The 23002-nt window shown below is 70.9% G+C and carries 24 protein-coding genes; 16 read left to right on the top strand and 8 right to left on the bottom strand.

Annotated features, from left to right (window positions below; genetic code table 11):
- The first annotated feature begins 7 nt into the window (after positions 1–7).
- The 14 genes from QN245_RS14505 (at position 8) to QN245_RS14570 (ending at position 11781) form a co-directional block, all read left to right on the top strand.
- Positions 8–610, top strand: coding sequence for an HAD family hydrolase (locus QN245_RS14505; protein ID WP_317843500.1), 603 nt, complete (start codon positions 8–10; stop codon positions 608–610).
- A gap of 4 nt (positions 611–614) precedes the next feature.
- A complete protein-coding gene (locus QN245_RS14510) occupies positions 615–1211 on the top strand; it encodes an HlyD family secretion protein (protein ID WP_317843501.1) in 597 nt (198 codons plus the stop codon).
- A gap of 105 nt (positions 1212–1316) precedes the next feature.
- The gene (gene rnfB, locus QN245_RS14515; RefSeq protein WP_160968258.1) at positions 1317–1727 is read left to right on the top strand and encodes an Rnf electron transport complex subunit RnfB; all 411 of its coding nucleotides are present in this window, start codon (positions 1317–1319) and stop codon (positions 1725–1727) included.
- Between the two features lie 91 nt (positions 1728–1818).
- Complete coding sequence (locus QN245_RS14520) at positions 1819–2607, top strand: hypothetical protein (protein WP_160968256.1); 789 nt, start codon at positions 1819–1821, stop codon at positions 2605–2607.
- Positions 2608–2695: 88 nt separating this feature from the next.
- Positions 2696–3067 (top strand): DUF4345 domain-containing protein, encoded by a 372-nt coding sequence (locus QN245_RS14525; protein WP_160968254.1) that lies wholly within the window; start codon positions 2696–2698, stop codon positions 3065–3067.
- A 58-nt stretch (positions 3068–3125) separates the two neighbouring features.
- A complete protein-coding gene (locus QN245_RS14530; protein WP_317843502.1) occupies positions 3126–3683 on the top strand; it encodes a sigma-70 family RNA polymerase sigma factor in 558 nt (185 codons plus the stop codon).
- A complete protein-coding gene (locus QN245_RS14535; protein ID WP_317843503.1) occupies positions 3680–4468 on the top strand; it encodes an anti-sigma factor in 789 nt (262 codons plus the stop codon). Before QN245_RS14530 ends, QN245_RS14535 begins: the two co-directional genes overlap by 4 nt.
- A gap of 490 nt (positions 4469–4958) precedes the next feature.
- A complete protein-coding gene (locus QN245_RS14540) occupies positions 4959–5936 on the top strand; it encodes an acyl-CoA desaturase (RefSeq protein ID WP_425612870.1) in 978 nt (325 codons plus the stop codon).
- Complete coding sequence (locus QN245_RS14545) at positions 5933–7186, top strand: NAD(P)/FAD-dependent oxidoreductase (RefSeq protein ID WP_317843504.1); 1254 nt, start codon at positions 5933–5935, stop codon at positions 7184–7186. Before QN245_RS14540 ends, QN245_RS14545 begins: the two co-directional genes overlap by 4 nt.
- Positions 7183–8052 carry a DUF1365 domain-containing protein gene (locus QN245_RS14550; protein ID WP_184449200.1) on the top strand — a complete coding sequence of 290 codons (870 nt, stop codon included), beginning with the start codon at positions 7183–7185 and terminating at the stop codon, positions 8050–8052. Before QN245_RS14545 ends, QN245_RS14550 begins: the two co-directional genes overlap by 4 nt.
- Positions 8049–9362 carry a class I SAM-dependent methyltransferase gene (locus QN245_RS14555; protein ID WP_425612871.1) on the top strand — a complete coding sequence of 438 codons (1314 nt, stop codon included), beginning with the start codon at positions 8049–8051 and terminating at the stop codon, positions 9360–9362. The genes QN245_RS14550 and QN245_RS14555 overlap by 4 nt, the downstream gene beginning before the upstream one ends.
- Positions 9359–9904, top strand: coding sequence for a DUF2878 domain-containing protein (locus tag QN245_RS14560; RefSeq protein WP_317843505.1), 546 nt, complete (start codon positions 9359–9361; stop codon positions 9902–9904). The genes QN245_RS14555 and QN245_RS14560 overlap by 4 nt, the downstream gene beginning before the upstream one ends.
- A complete protein-coding gene (locus QN245_RS14565; protein ID WP_317843506.1) occupies positions 9901–10683 on the top strand; it encodes a DUF1295 domain-containing protein in 783 nt (260 codons plus the stop codon). The genes QN245_RS14560 and QN245_RS14565 overlap by 4 nt, the downstream gene beginning before the upstream one ends.
- Positions 10684–10704: 21 nt before the next feature.
- Entirely contained in the window at positions 10705–11781 is a 1077-nt protein-coding gene (locus QN245_RS14570) for an SAM-dependent methyltransferase (RefSeq protein ID WP_167087518.1), read from the top strand.
- Positions 11782–11990: 209 nt separating this feature from the next.
- On the opposite strand, the gene QN245_RS14575 is transcribed toward QN245_RS14570, so the two are convergent.
- Both QN245_RS14575 and QN245_RS14580 read right to left on the bottom strand, forming a co-directional pair.
- Positions 11991–12335 carry a RidA family protein gene (locus QN245_RS14575; protein WP_010342343.1) on the bottom strand — a complete coding sequence of 115 codons (345 nt, stop codon included), beginning with the start codon at positions 12333–12335 and terminating at the stop codon, positions 11991–11993.
- Positions 12332–13024: a DUF998 domain-containing protein gene (locus QN245_RS14580; protein WP_317843507.1), complete on the bottom strand. Its 693-nt coding sequence runs from the start codon at positions 13022–13024 to the stop codon at positions 12332–12334. The genes QN245_RS14575 and QN245_RS14580 overlap by 4 nt, the downstream gene beginning before the upstream one ends.
- A gap of 494 nt (positions 13025–13518) precedes the next feature.
- On the opposite strand from QN245_RS14580, the gene mprF reads away from it, so the two are divergent.
- Positions 13519–16083, top strand: coding sequence for a bifunctional lysylphosphatidylglycerol flippase/synthetase MprF (gene mprF / locus QN245_RS14585; RefSeq protein ID WP_317843508.1), 2565 nt, complete (start codon positions 13519–13521; stop codon positions 16081–16083).
- 341 nt (positions 16084–16424) lie between these two features.
- On the opposite strand, the gene QN245_RS14590 is transcribed toward mprF, so the two are convergent.
- From QN245_RS14590 to QN245_RS14610, 5 genes are all read right to left on the bottom strand, one after another.
- Complete coding sequence (locus QN245_RS14590) at positions 16425–17825, bottom strand: virulence factor family protein (RefSeq protein ID WP_425612960.1); 1401 nt, start codon at positions 17823–17825, stop codon at positions 16425–16427.
- 146 nt (positions 17826–17971) lie between these two features.
- Positions 17972–18157 (bottom strand): oxidoreductase-like domain-containing protein, encoded by a 186-nt coding sequence (locus tag QN245_RS14595; RefSeq protein WP_017908246.1) that lies wholly within the window; start codon positions 18155–18157, stop codon positions 17972–17974.
- A gap of 78 nt (positions 18158–18235) precedes the next feature.
- Positions 18236–18835 (bottom strand): HD domain-containing protein, encoded by a 600-nt coding sequence (locus QN245_RS14600; protein ID WP_317843509.1) that lies wholly within the window; start codon positions 18833–18835, stop codon positions 18236–18238.
- The gene (locus tag QN245_RS14605; protein WP_317843510.1) at positions 18832–19503 is read right to left on the bottom strand and encodes a 2'-5' RNA ligase family protein; all 672 of its coding nucleotides are present in this window, start codon (positions 19501–19503) and stop codon (positions 18832–18834) included. The genes QN245_RS14600 and QN245_RS14605 overlap by 4 nt, the downstream gene beginning before the upstream one ends.
- Positions 19504–19595: 92 nt before the next feature.
- Complete coding sequence (locus QN245_RS14610) at positions 19596–20051, bottom strand: PA2169 family four-helix-bundle protein (RefSeq protein WP_167087508.1); 456 nt, start codon at positions 20049–20051, stop codon at positions 19596–19598.
- A 448-nt stretch (positions 20052–20499) separates the two neighbouring features.
- Here QN245_RS14610 and QN245_RS14615 point away from each other — a divergent pair, with 448 nt between their 5' ends.
- A complete protein-coding gene (locus tag QN245_RS14615) occupies positions 20500–21675 on the top strand; it encodes a tetratricopeptide repeat protein (RefSeq protein ID WP_317843511.1) in 1176 nt (391 codons plus the stop codon).
- 6 nt (positions 21676–21681) lie between these two features.
- On the opposite strand, the gene QN245_RS14620 is transcribed toward QN245_RS14615, so the two are convergent.
- On the bottom strand, positions 21682–22884 hold the full coding sequence (locus tag QN245_RS14620; protein ID WP_317843512.1) for an MFS transporter: 1203 nt from the start codon (positions 22882–22884) through the stop codon (positions 21682–21684).
- Between the last annotated feature and the right edge of the window lie 118 nt (positions 22885–23002).

The following is a 23002-nucleotide window of genomic DNA, read 5'->3' on the forward strand; positions in this document are numbered from 1 at the left end:
ATCCCAAATGCCGAATCCCAGCGCCCTCGCGCTCTTCGACTTCGACCACACGGTCACCACCGCCGATACCTATTCGGGGTTCCTGCGCCGTGTGGCCACGCCGGCGCAGCAGGCGCGGGCGCGCTGGACGGTCGGGCCGTGGCTGGCCGGCTATCGGCTGGGCCTGGTGTCGGCGGCGGCGTTGCGCACGCGGGTCACCCGGCTGGTGTTCGCCGGACGCGACGCGGACGACATCGCCCGCGAGGCCGAGCACTACGCGCGGGAGGCGCTGCCGTCGCTGTTGCGGCCGGAGATGATGCAGCGGATCGCCTGGCACCAGGACCAGGGGCACGCCGTGGCGCTGGTCTCGGGTTCGCTGGATCTGTATCTGCAGCCCTGGTGCAAGCAGCATGGGCTGCACCTGATCTGCAATCGCCTGGAAGTGCAGGACGGGCGCCTGACCGGCCGCTATCGCCACGGCGACTGCGGGCCGCGCAAGGCCGCGCTGATCCGCGTGCAATACGACCTGAGCACCTATCGGCGCATCTACGCGTATGGCGACAGCCGCGAGGATCGGCCCATGCTGGCACTGGCGCACGAGCGCTGGTACCGCGGGCGCCGGATCGCCTGAGCCGATGACGCTGCGCCAGACACCGCCGCCCCTGCCGCCCGCGACGCAGCGCGTGGCCGCCTCCGCGGCACGCAGCGACGCCGAGGCGACGCCACCGCGCGACCGCAGCGCGGTCGTCGCCTTGTCGATCGTGGCGCTGGCGATCCCGCTCGGCATCGCATTCGCCGTCAGCGTGTGGGGGTGGCGCATCCACCCCGCGGCGCGCAGCGACGACGCCTGGGTGGCGATGCCGGCGCCGCGCCCCGGTGGCGCCATGCCCGGCGCGCCGGCCGCCGTCTCCACGCGTGCGCCCACGAACGACCCGACCGTAGTGATCGCCCGGTTCCGCGAGGACGTGCTGCCGGCGATCCGGGTCGGCCAGGCCGCGCAGGTGCGCCTGGCCGACGCTGCCGACATCGCCTGGATTGGCCACGTGCAGGCGATCGGTGCCGGCGCGGACGCGGACACCGCGATCGACACGGCCGCGCAGGCCGGCAACCATGTCCAGCGCGTGCGGCGGCAGCCGGTGCGAATCGTGCTGGACCGTGCGCAGGCCGCGCCCGCCACGTTGGAACCGGGCACCGCGGTCCAGGTCGTGATCAACACCAGCAGCGCGCGCTAGGGTCGGGCCGCGACGAGGCCGCGCTACACTGTGCCGGCCAGCCACGCCGGCGTTTCCGCTTCTTCGCCCCTGCTCCACGCCGTGCGCTGCCGCGCCGCCTCCGTCATGACGCCCGCCCACGACACCCTGCTCGAACGCCTCGATCGCCTGCTGCCGCAGACCCAATGCGGCCAGTGCGGGTTCGACGGCTGCCGTCCCTACGCCGAGGCGATGGCAGCCGGCACGGCGCAGGTGGACCGCTGCCCGCCCGGCGGCGATGCCGGCGCGCGCGCCCTGGCGCGGGTGCTCGGGGTCCCCGCCCTGCCCTATGACCGCAGCCGCGGCACGCACGCGCCGCCGCAGGTGGCGTGGGTGGTCGAGGCCGACTGCATCGGCTGCACCAAGTGCATCCAGGCTTGCCCGGTCGACGCCATCGTTGGCGGCGCCAAGCACATGCACACGGTACTGGCGCCCTTGTGCACCGGTTGCGCGCTGTGCCTGCCGGCCTGCCCGGTGGACTGCATCGTCCTGCGCTGAGACTGCCGCTGCAGCGCGGCCGCCACGGCGGGCGCATCCGGATCGGCACCGGCCGCGTATGTCCTGGTGTCATCCCACCGGAGCGCCGTGCATGCCGACGTCGACCGCCGCCTTCCCGTTCACCCGACCGTCCCTGCCGCTGGCCCTGGCTCTGGGCAGCGCCGCCCTGGTCGCCGCCACGCCGGCGCGGGCGATGCTGCACTACGAGGGCATCGCCTATGCCGCAGACGGCAAACAGGTGCTGTACCGCGAAAGCCACTGGGTGCGCGAGGATGGCGCGCGCCTGGTGCTGTACCAGTGCGCGGACGGCGCCGCGTTCGCGCGCAAGCGCGTGGACGACGGCAGCGCCGCGCCGGACTTCGAACTGGTCGATGCGCGCAGCGGCTACCGCGAGGGCGTGCGCCGCAGCGGCAGCGGGCGCGAGATGTTCAGCCAGGCCAAGGGCCAGGCCGAACGCCGCGCGCCGCTGCCGAAGAGCGCCCAGGCGCAGGTGATCGACGCCGGCTTCGACGCCTACCTGCGCCAGCGCTGGGACAGCCTGGGCAGCGGCGCGCCGCAGCGCATCGCCTTCGTGCTGCCCAGCGAACTGCGCACGCTCGACTTCCGCATCACCCCCGGCCCGGCCGATGCCGAGGTGCAGCGCTACACGCTGAGCCTGGCCGCCTGGTACGGCACGCTGCTGCCCGACCTCAGCGTCGCCTACACGCGCAAGGACCGGCGCCTGCTGGAGTTCCGCGGCGTCGGCAACATCCGCGACGCACGCGGCCGCTACCCGAGCGTGCGCATCGAGTTTCCCGAACGCCTGCGCGGCCAGGCCGACGCCGGCGCGTGGGAGCAGGCGCTGCAGCAACCCCTGGTCGCGCAATGCAGCGCGCGCTGAGCCGCGCCACCAGCGCATTCACGCCGGCCCCTGCCGCACCCGCTACAACCATGCCTGCGCATCGCCCGCGCATCGACGAGGACACCTCATGGCCAAGGCCTACCTGTGGTTCAACGCTGCGCTGTACGCGCTGCTGGCAGTCTGGTGCACGCTGCTGCCGGCGCAAACCGCCGCGGCGGTGGGCTATGTCGGCCTGGACCGCTCCGGCCAGTCCGAATACCTGGTCATCTACGGCGGCCTGCAACTGGGCATGGCCTTCCTGTTCGGCTACTTCGCCCGCACCGGGCAACTGCGCACCGGCTTGCTCCTGGCGCTGGCCTTCTACGTCCCCATCGTGCTCTACCGCAGTGCCAGCCTGTTGCGGCTGTGGCCGGTGGGCCCGACCACGACCGGGCTGGCCGCGTTCGAGATCGTCCTGCTGCTCGCCGCAGTCGTCCTGTGGCGACGCCAGCGCGCCTGAGCGACGCCCGCGGCGAAAGCCTGTAGCATCGCGCCGACCTTCGCCACCGTCTCCAGGCATGACCGAGTCGCCCGATCACGACGAAGCAGGACAATTGCTGGTCGCCACCGCCACCGGCGACAGCGCTGCGTTCGAACGCCTGTACCGCACCACCTCCTCGCGCCTGTTCGGCGTGTGCCTGCGCATCGTGCCGCAGCGCGGCGAAGCCGAGGACGTGTTGCAGGAGGTGTTCTCCGCGGTCTGGCGCAAGGCCGCGCAATTCGATCCGCAGCGCGCACGCGGCCTCACCTGGCTCACCATGATCGCCCGCAACAAGGCCATCGATTATCTGCGCGCACGCGCGCCTGCGCGGCAGTCGGTGGCGCTGGACGACGCCGGCGAGCTGCAGGACGAAGGCCGCGATCCGCTCGCCGACACCGAGTGGCGGGTGGCCGGCCGACGCCTGGACGTGTGCATGGGCGAACTGGAGCCGCCGCGCGGCGAGCTGATCCGCACCGCGTTCTTCGAAGGCATCACCTATGAGGAACTGGCCCAGCGCAGCGGCACGCCGCTGGGTACGGTCAAGAGCTGGATCCGCCGCAGCCTGGCCAAACTGAAAGCGTGCCTGGAACGATGAACGCCTCCGTGCCCGATCCGCAGGAAACCCCGCCGCCGCGCGACGTGCTGGCCGGCGAGTACGTGCTCGGCGTGCTCGACGCGCAGGAGCGCCGTGCCGCCGAGGCGCGCATCGACAGCGACCACGAGTTCGCCGCAGCGGTGCTGCAGTGGCAACAGCACCTGATGCCACTGGCCGACGAGATCGCCCCGGTGGAGGTACCCGAACGCGTGTGGGTGCGCATCCGCGCCTCGCTGGGCCTGGATGCGCTGGCGCCGCGCGCGCGCCCTGCCGCACCCGGGTTCTGGGACAGCGTGCGGACCTGGCGCTGGCTCAGCGCCGGCGGCTTCGCCACCGCCACCGCCTGCCTGCTGGCGCTGCTGCTGGCGCGCGCGCCGGTGCCGCCGCCGGCTACGCAGCCGCCGCCGGTCGCCACCACCACGCCCAAGCCCAGCGGCATCGCGATGACCTCCACGCTGATGCAGGACGACGGCAAGCCCGGCTATGTGGCGCTGATGGACGCCGACAAGCGCAGCATCACCCTCACCCCGCTGGGCGGCAACCGCGACAACGCCCGCGTGCCTGAGCTGTGGCTGATCCCGGCCGACGGCAAGGCGCGCTCGATGGGCGTGTTCGACGAGGCCAAGGCGCGCGTGGCACGCATTCCCGATGCGTTGATGCCCTTGCTCAGCGACGGCGCCGTGCTGGCAGTGACCATGGAACCGCCCGGCGGCGCGCCCGGCGGTGTGGCCACCGGCCCGGTCGTGGCCAAGGGCGGCATCAGCACCTTGCAACTGGCGCCGTAGACAATTCCCCTTCTCCCATCGGGGCATGGATTTCCCTTCTCCCCTCGGGACCATGGCCCCCTTTTCGGGGGAAGGTGCCCCGAAGGGGCGGATGAGGGTACGGGCGAAGCCTCGTGGACCTGATTCCGCGAGCGCTTCGCTCCGTACCCTCACCCCAACCCCTCTCCCGATGGGAGAGGGGCAATAACGCCTCGGCGCTCCAGGCGCCTTGCATCGCCGCGGAGAAGCCGTGCCACGCGTAGGCTGTGCCGTTCTCACCTGAAAGAACACGGCGCGCATTCACCCGCTCACCACTCGTCTGCCGTCAGCATCGACGCCGCCATCGCGCATCCGCACGACAGCCGAGATCTTCCGATTCGCGCAACGCCTGCGCTGCGCTGTCGTGGCCGCAATGCCTCGCAAGCAGCTGTGCAGGGGAAATGCGACGCGGGTGCATCCGTCTTCCGGTTTCGCTCGTATCGCTCCCCAAGTCCCCCAATGAGACGCGCTTGTGCCGAGTCCCGTTCCGGAACCCCGCCCTGCCTCAACCCCGCCTGCGCCGCCTGGCCGCATCCTGCGCACCTTGCGGCGCTGGTTCGACACCAGCGCCGAGATCGAGCTGGACCCGGCGCGCGCCGACCGCATCGACTGGCTGCGCGCCGCGCCCTACATCGGCCTGCACCTGGCGTGCCTGGGCGTGTTCTGGGTCGGCGTGTCGTGGTTCGCCGTCGGCATGGCCGTGGCGATGTACGCGGTGCGCATGTTCGCGCTCACCGGCTTCTACCACCGCTATTTCGCCCACCGCGCGTTCAAGACCTCGCGCCCGGTGCAGTTCCTGTTCGCCGCGATCGGCGCCACCTGCGTGCAACGCGGGCCGCTGTGGTGGGCGGCGCACCACCGCAACCATCATCGCCACACCGACACGCCGGCCGATCCGCATTCGCCGCGCCAGCACGGCTTCTGGTGGAGCCATAGCGGCTGGTTCCTGACCCCGCGCGGTTTCCGCACCGATTGGGAAGCGATCCCGGACCTGCGCCGCTTCCCCGAACTGCGCTTCCTCGACCGCTTCGACCTGCTGCTGCCGGTGCTGCTGGCGCTGGCGCTGTTCCTGCTCGGCGGGTGGCTGCAGCAGCACGTGCCGCAGCTCGGCACCGATGGCCCGCAGTTGTTGGTGTGGGGCTTCTTCGTCTCCACCGTGGCGCTGTTCCATGCCACCTTCACCATCAACTCGCTGGCGCACCGCTTCGGCAGCCGCCGCTTCGACACCCGCGACGACAGCCGCAACAACCTGTGGCTGGCGCTGCTGACCTTCGGCGAAGGCTGGCACAACAACCATCATTTCTTCCCCGGTGCCGCACGCCAGGGTTTCCGCTGGTGGGAACTGGACCTGACCTGGTATGGGCTGAAGGCGCTGTCGTGGACCCGCGTGATCCGCGAGCTCAAGCCGGTGCCGGCCGGGCTGGTGCGCGCACAGGCGCGGACTCGATGAGCCGGATCGCGGTGGTGGGCTCGGGGATCGCCGGCCTCGGCGCGGCGTGGCTGCTGTCGCAGCGTCACGAGGTGACGCTGTACGAAGCGGCCGATTATCTCGGCGGCCATACCCATACCCATGCGATCGAACTGGACGGCGTGGAGTACGCGGTGGACAGCGGCTTCATCGTGTTCAATCCACAGCACTACCCGCTGCTGAGCGCGCTGTTCGCGCGGCTCGGGGTGGCGTCGCAGCCGACCACGATGAGTTTCTCGGTGCACGAGGAACGCACCGGACTGGAGTACAACGCCGGCACGCTCGATGGGCTGTTTAGCCAGCGCCGCAACCTGCTGTCGCCGCGCTTCTGGCGCATGCTGCGCGACCTCCGGCGGTTCTACCGGGAGGCGCCGCAGGCGCTGCACGACGCCACCCTGGCGCAACTGACCCTCGGCGAGTTCCTGCAGCGCCACGGCTACTCCGAGGTATTCCGCGACGCGCACCTGGTGCCGATGGCCTCGGCGCTATGGTCCTCGCCCTCGCGGCAGATCCTCGACTTCCCGATGCGCCAGCTGATCGGCTTCATGGCCAACCACCACATGCTGCAGGTCAGCGGCCGTCCGCAGTGGCAGGTGGTGCGTGGCGGCTCGAACAGCTATGTGCGTGCGCTGCGCAGCCGCTGGCGCGTGCGCGAGCGGCTGGGCACGCCGGTGCGCGCGCTGCAGCGGACCGCGCACGGCAGCGTCGCGATCGCCTGCGATGCCGACACCCAGCAATACGACCATGCGGTGCTGGCCTGCCACGCCGACGACGCGCTGCGCCTGCTCACCGATCCCAGCGAGGACGAAACCGAGATCCTCGGCGCGATCGGCTACCAGGACAACGAGACCGTGCTGCACACCGACGCGCGCGTGCTGCCGCGCGACCGCCGCGCCTGGGCCGCCTGGAACGCGCACGTGCCGGCCGATCCGGACGCGCCGTGCACGGTCAGCTACTGGATGAACGCCCTGCAGTCGCTGCAGGCGCCGCAGCCGTTCATCGTCAGCCTCAACCGCAGCGACGCGATCGATCCGGCCAAGGTGCTGCGGCGCATGCGCTACCGCCATCCGCTGCAGACCCAGGCGTCGGTGGCGGCGCAGGCACGCAAGGGCGAGATCCAGGGCCAGCGCAACACCTGGTTCGCCGGTGCCGGCTGGGGCTTCGGCTTCCACGAGGACGGCCTGCGCAGCGCGGTCGACGTGGCCGCGGCACTGGGGGTACCCTGGTCATGACGCTGATGCGCCGCGCTGCCGTGCCCGCCCCGCCGGCTGGCGCCGTCTCGACAACGTCGGCGGCGGCGGGCACGACCTTGCATGGTCTGCACAGCGCGGTGTACACCGGCTGGGTGCGGCATCGCCGCTATGCGCCCAAGGCGCTGGCGTTCCGTTATCCGCTGTTCCTGCTGTACCTGGACCTGGACGAACTGGAGCAGGTGTTCGCGCGGCGCTGGCTGTGGTCGGTGAACCGGCGCAACGTGGCCGAGTTCCGCCGCAGCGACTATCTGGGCGACCCCGCGCAGCCGCTGGACGAGGCGGTGCGCGACCGCGTGCAGCAGCACACCGGCGAGCGCCCGCTGGGCCCGGTGCGCATGCTCACCCACCTGCGCTACTTCGGCCACTGCTTCAATCCGGTCACGTTCTACTACTGCCACGATGCGCAGCAGCGGCTGCACAGCATCGTCGCCGAGATCACCAACACGCCATGGCGGCAACGCCACGCCTACGTGCTGCCGATGGCAGAAGCGCGTAGTCACGGCGCCACGCACGCCTGGCGCTTCGCCAAGCGCTTCCACGTCTCGCCGTTCATGGCGATGGCGCACACCTACGCCTGGCGCTTCAGCGAGCCCGGCGCGCAACTGCGCGTGCACATGGACGTGCTCGATCCCACGCCGGCGACGACGCGGCGGCGCTTCGACGCCACCCTGGTGCTCGAGCGCCGCGCCCTCGACGGCGCCAGCCTGGCGCAGGCGCTGCTGCGCTATCCGGCGATGACCCTGCAGGTCATGGCCAAGATCCACTGGCAGGCGCTGCGGCTGTGGCTGCGTGGCAACCCGGTGCACGACCATCCCGACCATTCCCTTCCGCGAGAACGCCGATGAACGCTCCGCATGCGCCCTCTTCCGCCGCCGCGCTGACCCCGGCCGCCGCCCCGATGCGCGGTCTCGATCGCCTGCTGCGGCAACGCCTGCTCGCCACGCTGGACGGCCTGCGCGAGGGCCAGTTGCGCATCGAGGAGGCCGGCACGCTGACCACGCTGGGCGATGCCAGCGCCGGCGCCGACGCGCTGCAGGCGCACCTGCGCATCCACGACCCGCGCTTCTACCGCCAGGCCGCGCTCAACGGCAGCGTCGGCGTCGGCGAGGCGTACATGGACGGGCTGTGGGACTGCGACGACCTGGTCGCGCTGGTGCGCCTGCTGGTACGCAACCGCGACCGCCTGGACGCGATGGAAACCGGTCTGGCCCGGCTCGGCGGCCTGGCGATGCGTGGCCTGCACGCGTTCGCGCGCAACACCCGCGCCGGCAGCCGCCGCAACATCGCCGCGCACTACGACCTGGGCAACCAGCTGTTCGAACTGTTCCTGGATCGCAACCTGATGTACTCCTCGGCGATCTTTCGCGAGGCCGACGCCGCCTTGGGCGAGGCTGCGCTGGAGCGCGCGGCCGAACGCAAGCTGCAGCGCATCTGCGCCAAGCTCGACCTGCAGCCGCACCACCACCTGGTCGAGATCGGCACCGGTTGGGGTGGCTTCGCGCTATATGCCGCCAAGCACCACGGCTGCCGCGTCACCACCACCACCATCTCGCGCGAGCAGTACGAACTGGCCCGACAGCGCATCGCCGTCGCCGGGCTGTCGGACCGGGTCGAGGTGCTGCTGCGCGACTACCGCGATCTCGACGGCCGCTACGACCGCCTGGTCTCGATCGAGATGATCGAGGCGATCGGCCACCAGTACCTGGACACCTACTTCGGCAAGGTCGGCAGCCTGCTCAAGGACGACGGCCAGGCGCTGATCCAGGCCATCACCATCGAGGATCATCGCTACGCGCAGGCGCTCAAGTCGGTGGACTTCATCAAGCGCCACATCTTCCCGGGCAGCTTCATTCCCTCGGTGGCGGCGATGACCGGCGCGATCGGCCGCGCCAGCGACCTGCGCCTGTTCAACCTGGAAGACATCGGCCCCAGCTACGCGTTGACCCTGCGCGCCTGGCGCGAGCGCTTCATGGCCAAGTTGCCGCAGGTGCGCGCGCTCGGCTACGACGAACGTTTCATCCGCATGTGGGAGTTCTACCTGGCGTACTGCGAAGGCGGCTTCCTGGAGCGTTCGATCGGCGACGTGCACCTGTGGCTGAGCAAGCCGCGCGCGCGGCCGGCGCAGTTCGCGCCGGCGCTGGCGGACGACGCATGAGCAACCTGATCAACTACCTCGCCCTGCAGGGGCTGTGGCTGGCCGCAGTGGTCGGCGCCGCGCACGGGCTGGCCTGGGCCGGCCCGGCGGCGCTGGCGCTGTTCGCGCTGTACCAGTTGTGGCCGCGCCGCCGTGCCCGCGGCGACGCCGCGCTGATCGCACTGGCGCTGCCGCTGGGCGCCGGTGTCGATGCCGCCATGCGCGCCGGCGACTGGGTGCGCTACGCCGCCGCGCCGCCATCGCCGTGGCCGCCGCTGTGGATCCTGGCGCTGTGGGCCGGCTTCGCGCTGACCTTCCAGCATTCGCTGGCCTGGGTGATGCGCCATCCCTGGCGCGCGGCGCTGTTCGGCGCCACTGCCGGCCCGTTGGGCTATGTGCTGGCCGCACGCGGCTGGCAAGCGGTGACGCTGGTGCAGCCATTGCCGCAGGCGCTGCTGGCGCTGGCCCTGGGCTGGGCCGCGGCACTGACCCTGCTGAGCCTGGCCACGCGGCGCCTGAGCGCCGCCGCGCCGGTGCTGTCGGCAACCGGAGCGGCGCGATGAACGCCTGGCCGTTGTTGCATGTGGGCGTGTTCACCGTGCTGGTCATGCTCGCCGGCTGGGCCTGGCAGCGGCAGACCCGCAACGCCGGCGTGGTCGACGTGCTGTGGTCGGCGTGCATGGCGCTGACCGCGGTGTACTGCGCCTGGCGCGTCGACGGCGCGCTGCTGCCGCGCGTGCTGACCGCGGTGCTGGGTGGACTATGGGGCGCGCGCCTGGCCTGGCACCTGGGCGTGCGCGTGTTCGGCGATGCCCACGAGGATGGCCGCTATCGCGCCCTGCGCGAGCACTGGCACGGCGACCAGCGCAAGTTCCTGGCGTTCTTCCTCGGCCAGGCGCTGGTGGTGCTGGCATTCGCGGTGCCGCTGTCGGTGGCCGCGCACAATCCGCAGCCGCAGTGGAGCGTGTGGACCACCCTGGCGGTGGCGACCTGGCTGATCGCGGTGGGCGGGGAAAGCCTGGCCGACCGGCAACTGGCCGCGTTCCGCGCCGACCCGGCGAACAAGGGCAAGACCTGTCGCCAAGGCCTGTGGCGCTATTCGCGGCATCCGAACTACTTCTTCGAATTCGTGCACTGGTTCGCCTATGTGTTCCTTGCGGTGGGCAGCGGCGCGCTGTGGGTCGGCGTTGCCGCGCTGGGGCCGGCGCTGATGTTCGCCTTCCTGTACCGGGTCACCGGGATTCCCTACACCGAACAGCAGGCCCTGCGCTCGCGCGGCCGCGACTACGCCGACTACCAGCGCAGCACCAGCGCCTTCTTCCCCATGCCGCCGCGGCACTGAGCCGCGCCAGGAGATCCGCCGATGTCCAGCACCTTCGCCACCTCTTCCCCGCCCGCCGCGCCAGCCGAGCCGCTGGCCACGCGCCTGGCCGAATCCGGCCTGCTGCCCGACGCCGTGCTGCGCGCGGCGATGCGCCGGCTGTGCACGCAGCGCCTGCGCGACGAGCGCGACGGCGGCGCCGACGCGGCCTGGGAACGCCAGCGCCTGCTGATCGAATCGCTGCGCGAGAGCGCCATCGCGATCGAGACCGACGCGGCCAACCGCCAGCACTACGAAGTGCCGCCGCGTTTCTTCGAGCTATGCCTGGGCAAGCGCCTGAAGTACAGCAGTTGCTACTGGGATGCGAGCACGCCGGACCTGGACGCGGCGGAAGAGCGCATGCTGCAGCTGTACGCCGAACGCGCGCAGCTGCGCGATCGCCAGCGCATCCTCGAACTGGGCTGCGGCTGGGGCTCGCTGACCTTGTGGATGGCCGAGCATTTCCCCGGCGCGCGCATCACCGCGGTGTCCAACTCGCGGCCGCAGCGCGAACACATCGAAGCGCAGTGCCGCGCACGCGGGCTGAGCAACGTCAAGGTCATCACCCACGATGCCAACACACTGACCCTGCCCACCGAGAGCTACGACCGCGTGGTCTCGATCGAGATGTTCGAGCACATGCGCAACTACCGCGAACTGCTCAAGCGGGTCAGCCACTGGCTGGTGCCGGGCGGACGGCTGTTCGTGCACATCTTCTGCCATCGCGACCTGGCCTACCCGTTCGAGGTGCAGGGCGAGGACAACTGGATGGGCCGGCACTTCTTCACCGGCGGCTTGATGCCGGCGGCCGACACCCTGCTGCAGTTCCAGGACGACCTGGCGATCGAACGCCGCTGGCTCCTGTCCGGCCAGCACTACGAGAAGACCGCCAACGCCTGGCTGCACAACCAGGACCGCCATCGCGATGCGCTGATGCCGGTGCTGCAGGCCACCTACGGCGCCGACGCCAAGATCTGGTGGCAACGCTGGCGCATGTTCTGGATGGCCTGCGCGGAACTGTTCGGCTACGAACAGGGCCAGCAGTGGGGCGTGGCGCATTACCGGTTTGTGAGGCGCTGAGGCGCCGGGATTGGGGAGTGGGGATTGGGGATTGGCAAGGCGGCTTGCTGCCGCCTGATCGTCTACGCGTAGGAGCGGCTTCAGCCGCGAGGGGCGTTACCGGTGATGCCTGTCGCGGCTGAAGCCGCTCCTACCAAGATCAAGGGATACGCGAGCGACGTCGTGGCGGCAAGACGAATCCCCAATCCCCAATCACCACTCCCGGCCGCTCAAGCGGCCGCCGTAATGACGATCTCGATCTTCCAGGCCGGGTCGGCCAGCTTGGCCTGCACGGTGGCGCGGGCCGGGGTGTTGCCCGGGCTGACCCATTCTTCCCAGACCTTGTTCATTTCGGCGAACTCGGCCAGGTCGGTCATGTAGATCTCGGCGCGCAGGATCCGGCTCTTGTCGGTGGCGGCGAGCGCCAGCAGCCGGTCGATCGCCGCCAGCACCTCGCGGGTCTGGCCGGCGATGTCGGCGCTGGTGTCCTCGGCGATTTGCCCGGCCAGGTAGGCCACGCCGTTGTGCACGGTCATTTCCGACATCCGCGGGCCGGTATCGAAACGCTGGATCATGATGCGCTGTCCTGTAGTGGGAAGACCGCGCCATTGTCGCGCGATTGCGCCGCGGCTGCAGGCGCCGGCCGCCACAGGCGATACGCCACCGGCAGCAGCCAGGCCAGGATCAGCACGATCGCCAGCTTCTGGGTCAGCCCGCGCGGCGGCGCGCGCCACAGCACATGTACCCACAGCGCCACGAATCCCAGCACCGCCAGCAGCAACAACGGCCCGGCACGGCGCTGCCACGCCTGCTGCCGGCGCAGCCAGGCACTTTGCAACAGCATCGCCGTGGTCACGCACAGGAACGCGGTCTGCGCGGATAGCCCGTGCACCAGCGGCGCCAGCAGCGGCGCGCGCTGCGGCAGGTAGCTGTCACCGACTGCGACCCCGCATAACCCCAGCGCCGCACAGCCGAACAGCAGTACGGGCGCGCCGCTGCGCGCGCGTGGCGGCGCCTGCGCATACAAGCCGGCGGCCAACGCCATCACGCCGGCGGCCAGCAAAACGTAGACGGTGCGCAGCACCAAGCCGCCAGGGCCATGCAGGTACTGGCTGAGCGTGGCCTGCTGCCAATGCAGATCGGCGCGCACGACCTGCAACGCCATCGCCACGCCGAGGAACAGCAGCGCCAGCAGCAGCGCCGCGGCACCGGCCAGGCGCGTCCAGCGCGGCGGCGCGGGAAAGGGAGATGCGGACAACGGCATGACAGGCTCCGGAACCCAACACAGACCATCGCCGCAAGCGCCGGCCATGGCCCCTGCCGCGGCCCCGACGCCGTGGCGACGTACGATTCCACTATCATGCGCGTCGCCGGCGTGGCCGGTATAGCCTAGAGCGCGTGATGCACGGTGAGAGGAGCGGCATGGTGATGGAGGGATCGGCATGCGCTGCGACGCGCGGCCAGGGATGGCACCAAGCCAACCCGCGCAGGGCCGGCTTCGCTCCGCTGTCGGGACGTGGCACGTTGCGTGCATCGAGGGGTTGCGCGACAGGCTGGGGCAACCCGCCTTGCTCCGGCACCTCACACACCGCGTCGTAACCACCTGTCCATAGCCTTCTCCATGTTCCTTACACGCTCTCACCCAACCGGTATCGCGATGGCCTCTCTTCGTTCCGCTCTTCGTTCCGCCTGCAGTTCCGCTCCGACTCCGTCGCGCACCGCGCGCCGCGCGTCGTGGTGCCTGGCCGCCCGTCTGCAATGACCGACGCCACGCCCTCCGCTCCCGCGTCCACCCCCGGCTGGCGCCGTGCGCTGCCGGTGCTGGCCAGCCTGGCGATCCTGGCCCTGGCGCTGCATGCGCTGGCCACGGAGTTCAGTACCCACGGCTACAGTGCGATCCGTCACGCCTTCAACCAGCTGAGCCTCAGCCAGATCGTGCTGACCCTGTTGCTGGGCCTGAGCAGCTATGCCTGCCTGATCGGCTTCGATGCCGTCGGCCTGCGCCGCAGCGGGCGCAAGCTGCACCCGATGCGGATCAGCATCACCGCGTTCCTGGCGCATGCGGTCGGGCAGACCCTGGGCTTCGCCGCGCTGACCGGCGGCGCGGTGCGCCTGCGCGGCTACGGCCGGGTCGGGCTGAGCCTGGCCGAGATCGGCCAGGTGGTGCTGATGAGCACGCTCGGCTTCGTGTTCGGCGCCTGGCTGCTGCTGGCGCTGGCCCTGACCCTGGAGCCGGCCGCGGCGGCGCTGGCGCTGCCGGTCGGCGCCACCGCGGTGCGCGCGATCGGCATCGCGCTGTTGGTCGGCTTCGCCACGATGCTGCTGCTGGCCGGCCGCGACGGCCGCACCTTGCGTTGGCGCAACCATGAGCTGTGGCTGCCGGACCGACGCACCACCCTGGGCGTGACCGCGTTGAGCGTGGTCGAGTTGGGTCTGGCCAGCGCCGCGTTCTACGTGCTGTTGCCCAACGAATCGGGGATCGAATACATCGGTTTCGTCGGCCTGTACCTGGTCGCGGTGGTGGCGGGCCTGGTGTCGACCGTGCCGGCCGGCCTGGGTGTGTTCGAATGGAGCCTGCTCAAGCTGCTGCCCGGCGTGGCGCCGGCGGCGGTGCTGGCGGCGGCGCTCATCTACCGCATCACCTACTACGTGGTGCCGCTGCTGCTGTCGGTGCTGATGGCCTCGCTGTCCGGCCTGCGCCGGCCGCTGGTCGCCAGTGCCGGCGGGGTGCGCGTGGCCTGGCGCACGCTGCGCCCGTGGCTGCCACAGATCATCGCGTTGGCGGTGTTCGCGGTCGGCGCGGCGCTGGTCATCGACGGCACCCTGCCCACCCCCAAGCGCCGCCAGGACATGGCGCCGCTGTCGATCATGGAAACCTCGCACCTGCTGGCCAGCCTCGGCGGCGTGGTGCTGCTGCTGATCGGCCAGGGCCTGCAGCGGCGCAGCCACGCGGCCTGGGTGCTGGCGATCGGCATCTGCGTGCTGCTGCCGTTGCCGGCCTGGCTGCGCGGCGGTCATGTCTCGGTGGCGTTGTCCTCGCTGGTGGTGGCGGTCGGCCTGTGGGGCGCGCGCCGCGAGTTCTATCGCGAAGGCGCGCTGCTCGACGAGGCCTGGTCGTGGCCGTGGCTGCGCAACCTCGGCCTGGTACTGATCGCCACGATCTGGCTGCTGTTCTTCGTCTACAGCCACGTCGAATACCAGAACGAGCTGTGGTGGGAGTTCGCCACTTCGGCCAATGCGCCGCGCGCGCTGCGCGCGGTGCTGCTGGTCAGCGTGGCGGTGGTGGTGTTCGGGCTGGCGCGGTTGCTGCACAGCACCCGCTCGCCGTTGCCGCCGGCCGATGGCGCGCAGCTGGACGCGCTGGCGCCGGTGCTGGCCGAGGCCACCGACACCCAGGCCTGCCTGGTGCTGACCGGCGACAAGGCCCTGCTGCAGGCCGAGGATGGCCCCGGTTTCGTGATGATGCAGCGCTATGGCGGCTCGCTGGTGGCAATGGGCGATCCGGTCGGCGCGCCGGAAGTGGCCCGCGCGCTGATCTGGCGCTTCCGCGAGGAAGCCGACCGCATGGGCCTGCGCCCGGTGTTCTACCAGGTCGGCGAGCAGCACTGGCAGACCTACCTGGACCTGGGCCTGACCCTGGTCAAGCTCGGCGAGGAAGCGATGGTGTCGCTGGAGGGTTTCCACCTGGAGGGCCGCGACCGCGCCGACCTGCGCCAGGCCTGGAACCGCGGCAAGCGCAGCGGGCTGAGCTTCCGCATCGTCGAAACCGAGGCGGTGGACGCGCTGATGCCGGTGCTGGCCGAAGTCTCGCAGCAGTGGCTTGAGGACAAGGCCGGCGCCGAGAAGGGCTTCTCGCTGGGCAGCTTCGACCCGGCCTACCTGCGCCGCTTCCCGATCGCGGTGGTGGAGTTCGAGGGCAAGGTCGTGGCCTTCGCCAACCTGTGGCAGGCCCCGGCCGGCCACGAGCTGTCGGTGGACCTGATGCGGCACATCGCCGATGCGCCGAAGGGCACCATGGATTTCCTGTTCATCGAGCTGTTCCTGTGGGGCCGCGACCAGGGCTACAAGCGCTTCTCGCTGGGCATGGCGCCGCTGTCGGGCCTGGCCCAGCACCGCCTGGCCGGCCGCTGGAACCGCTTCGGCAACCTGATCGTGCGCCACGGCGAACGCTTCTACGGCTTCACCGGCCTGCGCCGCTTCAAGTCCAAGTTCGCCCCCACCTGGCGCACCCGCTACCTCGCCGCGCCCGGCGGCATGCACCTGCCTGCTGCTCTGTTGGATGTGACCCGGTTGATCTCGCTGGATCCGCGCAAGCCGGAGTGAGCCGGGATTGGGGAGTCGGGATTGGGGATTGGCGCGGCGCCCCCGTTTGCCGGGGCATTGCGAGGCTGCGCGCCGCACCCTCATCCGCCCCTGCGGGGCACATTCTCCCACAGGGAAAACGATTAGCCCCTCTCCCCCCGGGAGAGGGGTTGGGGTGAGGGTACGACCGCCATGGAGCGCCCGGCGGCGGCCAGCCACGCTCGCCGCCTTGCAGGACCGATGTTTCAGTGGTCCGCGTCGCGGCTGAAGCCGCTCCTACGACGACGCTAGCAGGCAAGTCCGCACCGGCGAACCAGCCCACCAATCCCCAACCCCCAATCCCGCCCCCCCAATCCCGGCTTCTACTGAATCCGCTGCAGGATCTGCTTGGCCAGCGTCGCGTAATCACCCTGGAAATGATGGTCGCCGGGCAGCTTGACCAGTTGCGGCCCGCCCTTGGGCAGGTCCGGGCACAGCGCGTCGTCATCGTCCTCGCCGTAGATGCACAGGGTCTGCGCCGGCGGCATCTTCGCCACTTCCGGGGCGATCGGCAGGCCGTCGTCGCCGGAACTGATCCAGTTGGACACGTGGAACTCGTAGTCGGCGGTCTTGCCGACCGACAGCAAGGCGGTGAGCTGCACCTGGTCGCGCATCGCTTCCGGCAATTGGTTGTAGGCCGCCGGCAGCACGTCGGCGCCCTGCGAGAAGCCGATCAGCACCACGCGCCCGCGCTGCCACAGGTGGCTGTAGTGGCGGTAGATGCGGTCCAGGTCGGTAGCGAAGCCCTGCGGCGTGCGCTCGCTCCAGAAGTAGCGCAGCGAATCCACGCCCACCACCGGGATGCCGGCCTTGGCCAGGGCGCCGGCGACCTGCTGGTCGAGCCCGGCCCAGCCGCCGTCGCCGGAGACGAAGATCGCGAACACGTTGCCGTTGTCGGCATCGCCCGCGCCCGCGGCGGCCGGCACGTCGACCACCGGCAGCCCGGCCAGGTCGGCCGGCGTCGGCGGCAGGCTGACGCCGGGCCGATCGCCCAGCGAACGCACCGCCGCGCGCAGCCCAGGCAACGCATCGCCGCTGGCGCTGCGGCGGAACTGCCGCGCCTGCGCCACCTTCTGCACGAACGCGTCGCTCTGCTGGGTGCAGCGGTCGCGGCGGCTCTTGGCGTCGAGCGCCGCCAGCCACGGCACCGGCAGCGCGGTCGGCTTCAACGCACGCGCCGGCGCGGTGATGCCGGCGCCGCAGATCTGGTCGTCCAGCACCTGCACCGGGCAGAAATCCTCGGTCAGCAGGCCCGCCAGCAGATGCTTGGGCGCCTGCGCGGCGACCGCGTAGGCCAGCGCGGCGCCATCGCCATCGCCGACCAGCAACGGCAGGTGGTAGGTCGGCACGTGGAAATAGGCCTGCACGTAGCGCGAGAAGTTCTCCACGTCGCCGGCGGAGAAGCCGCAGGTGCCGTCGATCTTGGCCAGTACCGCCTGCAGGTGCGCGCTGTCGATCACCGCGACCATCGCGCCATCGTCGCGCAGCGCCTCGATCTGGCGCGTGCGCTCGGCGTCGGCGTGCTTGCCGCCGGCGAACCACAGCACCACGCGCTGTGCGTTGCCCTTGGGCAACAGCACCGGCACCTGCTCGAAGCGGCCGTGGCTGAGCTTTTCCGGCGCCGCGGCCGGTGCGCCGGCACGCGGTGCGGCAGCGGCCGCAGCGCCAGGTGCTGCGCCGGCGACGCCGGCCGCGAGCAGTCCGCCCAATGCACATCCCCACATCCAACCGCCACGCTTCTGCATCATCCAGCCATCCTGAAAAGGCGCGTTAAAGATAATCCCGAACGGCGGCGACGCGAAGCGCGGCGCGCCCTGCGGTTCATGCCAGGTACGCCGGACCTGGGCCATCGCCCTGCATCGGCGGGCCGTCAGGCGTCCGCGTCGGCACCGGGATGACGCAGCCGCCAGGCCGCCAGTGCCTGCCGATAGCGCTCCAGTTCCTCGTGGTAGAGGTCGTAGACGCACAACGGGCAGCCGCTATCGCAGCAGTCGCTGGGACCGGGCGGCAGCGGCGCCTGCGGGCGGGGATCGGCGTTGGCGGCAGGGTCGGACATGAGGCTCCGTGGCAGCGGCCGGGGCGGACCGGCGCGGCAGTGTAGAAGAAGGCGGTGCTGGCCGCGGTCACTACTCCGTCAGCCGACGGCCTGGCGCAGGTTGGCGCGCGCGGCCGCGTCGTAGCGCGTGTGGAACCGCTCGCTGAGGAAGATGCGCGGCTGCGCCAGCACGGTACGCAGGAAGGCGCGGCGCTTGCGCCGGTACAACCAGCCCGGCACTACCCCGCGGTACTCCTCGGCAATGGCGCGGTCGTAGGCGGCAAAGGCCTCGGGCGTAGCGCCGAGGATCGCCATGTCGCAATCCAGGAACAGCGCCGCGTCCGCATCCACCGACGCCGTGGTCAATTGCCCATGACGCGCGGTGAGTTCGATCAGCGCAGCCACCCGCGCCACATCTACGCCGGCGTCCGGCAGCCACTGCGCGATCGCCGCCTCGGCCAGGCGCGCGGACTGCGCTTCGTTGTCGCCGCGGCCAGCGCGGTACACCGCATCGTGATAGAGCACGGCCAGGTAGACCTCGCGCGGCTGCTGCCAGCCGCTGTCGACAGCGACCTCGGCGTAATGCGCCAGCACTGCCTCGACGTGGCCGAAATGGTGATACGCCCGCGGCGGCTCGGCGTAGGCGGCCCGCAGTTGCGTCCATTGCGCATCGGGCAGCGCGAGCGGCGCCGCGTTCATGCGTTGCGCTGCGCAGGGTCGGCGCGCAAAGGCCAGTGGGCTTCGTGCAGATAGCGTCCCTGGCCCTGCACGCTGCGGATCAGACTCAGCGACCCCGCCTGCCAGGGCAACGCCGACACGCGCTGCGGCGCCAGCGTCTGGTCGACATAGGCCAGGGTCATGTGCGGCAGATAGGCGCCGTCGGCGCGCGGCGCCACACCGTGTCGAACCAACAGCTGTTGCAGCGCTTGGCGCAGGGCCAGCAGCGGCGCGGGCTCGCCGTCACCGCGCAGCACCAGCGGTCGGCTGCGCGCGCGGCTATCGAAGGTCGCCGCCTGATCGAACGCCATTGCGAATGGTGCGGCCGCAAGCGCCTGTCCCGCAGCGCAGGCCTGCTCTAGCAAGCGTGGCGGGATCCCGGCGTACTCGCCGAGATAGTGCAAGGTCACATGCAGCCGCTCCGGCGGCAGCGCGCGTCCCTGCAATCCGTGCTCGTGGCAAAGCTGCCGACCAAGGCGATGCACCGCCTGCGCCGTCTGCGCGTCCGGCAACAAGGCGAAGAACAGGCTTTCGCGCGCGGCGGGCGCGTCGAAACCGAGCGAGAACTGGGCGCCGGCAGGCGCGGCATCGGGATACATGGCGGAAGCGGCAAACGCCGCAATCGGGTCGGGCAGCGGTCGAGCGTGCATGGTAGCAAGCACGCCCTACCGCTGCAGACCATCGGCACGCCGACCCGGCCAGCGCCGCGATGGCGGCGCTCCGGGTCGGCGGCAGGCGGCGATTACGCCGCGTTCTTCATCGCGTGCTTGCGGGTGCGCATCACGTCGTGGCAGGCGCGCACTTCCGGCAGCAGGCGGGTGGCGGCGTCGCGCGCGGCGACCGGGGTATCGGCATCGGCAATGGTCTCGTTGAAGGCCTTCAGCAGGCGATCCTCGGACTCTTCCAGCTCGGCGACGTAGCCGTACTTGGTGTCGCCCAGCGCGGCACGGACCTTACCGTACATCTGCTGCATGCTGCCGACCATGGTGCCGTGGTCTTCCGGCTTGCCGCCGACCGACTGCACCACCGCACTCAGGCTGCTGACGATGTCCGCCTTGACGCCGGCGATGCGCAGGAACAGCGCGGAGAGCTCGGCGTCGCCCACCTTCTTCGCGGCTTCTTCGTAGAAGTCCTTGCCGTCGCGGGAAATGGCGATGAGGTCGTTGAGGCTGTGGGTGGTCTTGCTCTGAATGCTCATGGAGAACTCCTGTGGCGAGGCCAGCGATATCGCGCAACGGGCACACGGGGGTGAACCTGGATATCGCACGGCGCGTTCGAAAGGATTGCCGCGTTGCGTAGTGGTAGCGATGCTGGGCACAGGCGCATAAAGCGCACGTGAGCCATCGGCATTCGCTCGTCACGCCGCATTGCCGGTGGTGAACACGCGTTCATTGGCCGCACTGCGCAGTCAGGCATGTGCTGAAGTTTTCACCATCCTGTCTTCGCGCATTGCAGCGCTTGGTATGCCGCGACTTATCCACATGGTTGCCCCACGGTCGTCCACAGCGATTGTGGATGACGGCCGCCGCCGATCGCGTCGGCCCGCGACCGTTCGTCGGCGCCGCCGCAACGTCCTCCGCGCCCCGCCAGCAAGCGCCTATAGTGCAGGCAAGCCCTCGCCACTGCAGGGCACCGCGAGGTGCGTCATGTTCGCCTGGACCGCGTTCGCCCTGCTCGCCGCCGCTGCTGCGGCCACCACGTCGCCGCCCACGTTGCCAGTGCCGCCAGCGCACCCGGCAGCGGCGATGCAGGCAGACGCGACGCCGCCACCCCCTGCGACGTCCCCCGCGCCGACGCCGACGCCGACGCCGACGCCTGAGCAGATCATGCAGCTACCGCCCGCGCTGCACGCGCTGCTGCAGCAGCGCATCGACCCGCACGCCGACCCCGAGCACCGCCTGCAGCAACTGGTAGCGCTGGCCTTCGATGCCAAGGGCCTGAACCTGCAGTACGACCCCAAGGCCACCCACAGCGTCGCTGAGAGCTACGCCACTCGCCACGTCAACTGCCTGTCCTTCACCCTGCTGTTCGTGGCGATGGCGCGCGACGTCGGGCTGCAGGCGCAGGTCCAGGAAGTGCGCCGCGTGCTGACTTGGTACGAAGACGGCGATGCGCTGTACAACGTCGGCCACGTCAACGCCGGCGTGCGCGTGGACAGCGGGCGCGGCAGCATCGACCTGGACCGCAGCGTGCTGATGGACCGGCGCGGGCCGCAACCCATCTCCGACCGCCGCGCCCTCGCCCACTACTACAACAACCGCGGCGCCGAGCTGATGGTCGACGGCGACCTGGACGGCGCCCGCGCGCATCTGGCGATGGCGCTGCAGATGGACCCGCGCTTCGCCGGGGCCTGGAACAACCAGGGCGTGCTGGCGATGCGCGATGGCGACAGCGGCGCCGCCGCACGCGACTACGCCAAGGCGCTGGAGATCGATCCGGAGCATCTGCCGGCGCTGTCCAACGCCGTCGGCCTGGCCCGGCGCCTGGGCGACAGCGCGCGCGCGGCCGCACTGCAGCGGCAGATGGAACACGTGCGCCAGCGCGATCCGTTCCAGCAATATCTGCTCGGCACCGAGGCCGAGCGGCGCCAGGACTACACCGCGGCGATCGCCTACTACCGGCATGCGCTGCACCTGTACGACGGCGCCCACCTGCTGTACTTCGCCCTGGCCCGCGCCTACCTGCACAGCGGCGACACCCGCCGCGCCAGCGTGGCGCTGCGCGAGGCCATGGCGCACGCCGATCCGGCCACCCAACCGCGCTACCAGGGCAAGCTGGACGCGCTGCGGCGGCTGTCCTCGACCGCGCGGCCGCTGCGCTAACGCGCGCTAGCCTGCCGCGTGCGCGCAGGCGCCGCGCCGTGCCGCCTGGCGCGCCCACAGGTAGATCAACAGGCCGCCCACGGCCATCGCCGCGCCGACATAGCCGGTGGAGGTCCAGCCCAGGCCGGCACCGATCGCGATCCCACCCAGCCACGGCCCCAGCGCGTTGGCCAGGTTGAATGCCGCGTGGTTGGACGCCGCGGCCAGGGTCTGCGCGTCGCTGGCCACATCCATCAAGCGGGTCTGCAGCACCGGCGCCAGCGCGCCCATGCTGCCCACCGCGACCACCGCCGGCAGCACCGCCCACGGCGAGGTCGCCGCCAGCGGGAACACCAGCAGCACCGCCAGCGACCACAGCAGCACCAGCGGCACCGCGCGGAACTGCATGCGGTCGAACAGCCAGCCGCCGGCCAGATTGCCGAGCAATCCGCCCAGCCCGAAGGCGGCCATCGCCACCGGGATCCAGTGTTCGGACACGCCGGTGACCTCCATCAGGGTCGGCGCCAGATAGCTGAAGACGCAGAACATGCCGGCGAAGCCGATCGCGCCGATGCCCAGCGCCAGCCACACCTGCGTGCGGTTGAAGGCGCGCAGTTCGCGCAGCGGCGAGGGCCGCGCCTCCTGCGGATCGGCCGGCAGCAGACGCCACACCAGCACCACGGTCAACACCGCGATCGCCGCGACCAGGGCGTAGGCGTAGCGCCATTCCGCCACCTGGCCGAGCCAGGTCGCCAGCGGGTTGCCGACCAGCACCGCCAGGTTCAGGCCCAGCAGCACCCGGCTGACCGCCGCGCCACGCTGGTCGGGCGGGCCGATGGACGCGGCCACCAGGGTCGCCACACCGAAATAGGCGCCATGCGGCAGGCCGGCGACGAAGCGCGCCAGCAGCATGCTGTGATAGTCCGGCGCCAGCGCGCTGGCGAGATTGCCGAACGCATAGAAGCCCATCAGCGCCAGCAGCAGATGCCGGCGCGACCAGCGCGCGCCGAGGATCGCCAGCAGCGGCGCGCCCACCACCACCCCCAGCGCATAGGCGCTGATCAGATGCCCGACCTGTGGCGCATCGATGTCCAGGCCACGGCCGATGTACGGCATCAGGCCCATGGTGGAGAACTCGCTGGTGCCGATCGCGAAACCACCCATCGCCAGCGCGAACAGGATCAGCACGTAGCCGCGCCGCGACAGCGGCGCCGTAGCGGATGAGGTCATGCGCACATCCCACAAGAGGAAGGGCTGCCCATTGTTGTGCATTGCAGCAAATATTGCAGCCCCACGCGCGCAACGCCGCGTTGCGGTACGCCGGTCGCGGCGTCTCAGGCGGCGACAC

This window comes from Xanthomonas rydalmerensis (assembly GCF_033170385.1).
Classification (GTDB): domain Bacteria; phylum Pseudomonadota; class Gammaproteobacteria; order Xanthomonadales; family Xanthomonadaceae; genus Xanthomonas_A; species Xanthomonas_A rydalmerensis.

Bases quoted from the DNA above. Each gene is read 5' to 3' on its own strand.
- QN245_RS14505 (WP_317843500.1), top strand. From the start codon at position 8: ATGCCGAATCCCAGCGCCCTCGCGCTCTTCGACTTCGACCACACGGTC.
- QN245_RS14510 (WP_317843501.1), top strand. From the start codon at position 615: ATGACGCTGCGCCAGACACCGCCGCCCCTGCCGCCCGCGACGCAGCGC.
- rnfB (WP_160968258.1), top strand. From the start codon at position 1,317: ATGACGCCCGCCCACGACACCCTGCTCGAACGCCTCGATCGCCTGCTG.
- QN245_RS14520 (WP_160968256.1), top strand. From the start codon at position 1,819: ATGCCGACGTCGACCGCCGCCTTCCCGTTCACCCGACCGTCCCTGCCG.
- QN245_RS14525 (WP_160968254.1), top strand. From the start codon at position 2,696: ATGGCCAAGGCCTACCTGTGGTTCAACGCTGCGCTGTACGCGCTGCTG.
- QN245_RS14530 (WP_317843502.1), top strand. From the start codon at position 3,126: ATGACCGAGTCGCCCGATCACGACGAAGCAGGACAATTGCTGGTCGCC.
- QN245_RS14535 (WP_317843503.1), top strand. From the start codon at position 3,680: ATGAACGCCTCCGTGCCCGATCCGCAGGAAACCCCGCCGCCGCGCGAC.
- QN245_RS14545 (WP_317843504.1), top strand. From the start codon at position 5,933: ATGAGCCGGATCGCGGTGGTGGGCTCGGGGATCGCCGGCCTCGGCGCG.
- QN245_RS14550 (WP_184449200.1), top strand. From the start codon at position 7,183: ATGACGCTGATGCGCCGCGCTGCCGTGCCCGCCCCGCCGGCTGGCGCC.
- QN245_RS14555 (WP_425612871.1), top strand. From the start codon at position 8,049: ATGAACGCTCCGCATGCGCCCTCTTCCGCCGCCGCGCTGACCCCGGCC.
- QN245_RS14560 (WP_317843505.1), top strand. From the start codon at position 9,359: ATGAGCAACCTGATCAACTACCTCGCCCTGCAGGGGCTGTGGCTGGCC.
- QN245_RS14565 (WP_317843506.1), top strand. From the start codon at position 9,901: ATGAACGCCTGGCCGTTGTTGCATGTGGGCGTGTTCACCGTGCTGGTC.
- QN245_RS14570 (WP_167087518.1), top strand. From the start codon at position 10,705: ATGTCCAGCACCTTCGCCACCTCTTCCCCGCCCGCCGCGCCAGCCGAG.
- QN245_RS14575 (WP_010342343.1), bottom strand. From the start codon at position 12,335: ATGATCCAGCGTTTCGATACCGGCCCGCGGATGTCGGAAATGACCGTG.
- QN245_RS14580 (WP_317843507.1), bottom strand. From the start codon at position 13,024: ATGCCGTTGTCCGCATCTCCCTTTCCCGCGCCGCCGCGCTGGACGCGC.
- mprF (WP_317843508.1), top strand. From the start codon at position 13,519: ATGACCGACGCCACGCCCTCCGCTCCCGCGTCCACCCCCGGCTGGCGC.
- QN245_RS14590 (WP_425612960.1), bottom strand. From the start codon at position 17,825: ATGTGGGGATGTGCATTGGGCGGACTGCTCGCGGCCGGCGTCGCCGGC.
- QN245_RS14595 (WP_017908246.1), bottom strand. From the start codon at position 18,157: ATGTCCGACCCTGCCGCCAACGCCGATCCCCGCCCGCAGGCGCCGCTG.
- QN245_RS14600 (WP_317843509.1), bottom strand. From the start codon at position 18,835: ATGAACGCGGCGCCGCTCGCGCTGCCCGATGCGCAATGGACGCAACTG.
- QN245_RS14605 (WP_317843510.1), bottom strand. From the start codon at position 19,503: ATGCACGCTCGACCGCTGCCCGACCCGATTGCGGCGTTTGCCGCTTCC.
- QN245_RS14610 (WP_167087508.1), bottom strand. From the start codon at position 20,051: ATGAGCATTCAGAGCAAGACCACCCACAGCCTCAACGACCTCATCGCC.
- QN245_RS14615 (WP_317843511.1), top strand. From the start codon at position 20,500: ATGTTCGCCTGGACCGCGTTCGCCCTGCTCGCCGCCGCTGCTGCGGCC.
- QN245_RS14620 (WP_317843512.1), bottom strand. From the start codon at position 22,884: ATGACCTCATCCGCTACGGCGCCGCTGTCGCGGCGCGGCTACGTGCTG.